The sequence below is a fragment of the Salifodinibacter halophilus genome (assembly GCA_012999515.1).
GTDB lineage: Bacteria > Pseudomonadota > Gammaproteobacteria > Nevskiales > Salinisphaeraceae > Salifodinibacter > Salifodinibacter halophilus.
In genome coordinates this window covers 1-752 of the sequence record JABEEB010000011.1, presented here as the reverse complement: position 1 = coordinate 752, position 752 = coordinate 1, and the positions used below count along the sequence as shown (strand labels likewise).

Below are 752 nucleotides of genomic sequence, written 5' to 3'. Positions count from 1 at the left end.
CGGGTAAAGAACCAGCCACCGCCATTAAGCAGCCAGTGATTAACGTTTCCACGCTCTGATAAGCCATCAATCATCATTTGCTCATGGTTTCCACGTACAGCTCTGAACCAGGGGAATGTGATTAATTCCAGGCATTCAACGTTCTCTGCACCACGATCAACCAAATCGCCCACCGAGATAAGCAGGTCTTTTTTGTTGTCGAATCCAATCGTATCCAGTTTGTTCATCAGGTTCGTGTAGCATCCGTGCAGATCGCCAACTACCCAAATATTTCGGTATTTGCTGCCATCAATTTTTTCGTAATAGCGCATCTCTTTCACTCCATCCGCGATGAACCATGAGAACGTCGTTGACGATGGCGTGCATTTTCCCGTCTTTATCATCAACGTATTTTCTGACCGTACCGCGACTACATTTCAGTCTGCGTGCTACTTCTGTCTGATTTCCGTATGTTTCAACGAGCATGTCTGGAATGGTTTTTACTGAGAACGTCATGCGGCCTCACTTCTGCTATTTCGCAGGTCTTTGAGTTTCTGTTGGTACTCTGCCTTGATCGCCTTGCACTCTTCGATAGTCCAGCGATGGCGGTTATGGTTTGATTCGATTTCGTCTACTGCTTCCTGCCCGATGCGGCTAATCAGTTCGACGCGATACGGAACGAGATTTCCGCTTTTGTGCTGGTTGCACACCACGCATTGCTTGTGAATATTGCGTTCATTAAATCGGAGTTGAGGTGCCGCAGCAGTTGCCCG

The 752-nt window shown here is 47.6% G+C and carries 3 protein-coding genes; all 3 read right to left on the bottom strand.

Annotated elements, in window-relative coordinates; genetic code table 11:
- Positions 1-311 (bottom strand): serine/threonine protein phosphatase (locus HKX41_10425; protein ID NNC24551.1); only part of this gene is annotated, 311 nt, incomplete at its 3' end.
- Positions 289-495, bottom strand: coding sequence for a protein ninH (locus HKX41_10420; protein ID NNC24550.1), 207 nt, complete (start codon positions 493-495; stop codon positions 289-291). The genes HKX41_10420 and HKX41_10425, both read right to left, overlap by 23 nt.
- On the bottom strand, positions 492-752 hold a 261-nt coding region (locus tag HKX41_10415; protein ID NNC24549.1), incomplete at its 5' end, for a recombination protein NinG. The genes HKX41_10420 and HKX41_10415, both read right to left, overlap by 4 nt.

Excerpts from the sequence above, each read along its gene's own strand:
- HKX41_10420 (NNC24550.1), bottom strand. The coding sequence starts at position 495 with ATGACGTTCTCAGTAAAAACCATTCCAGACATGCTCGTTGAAACATAC.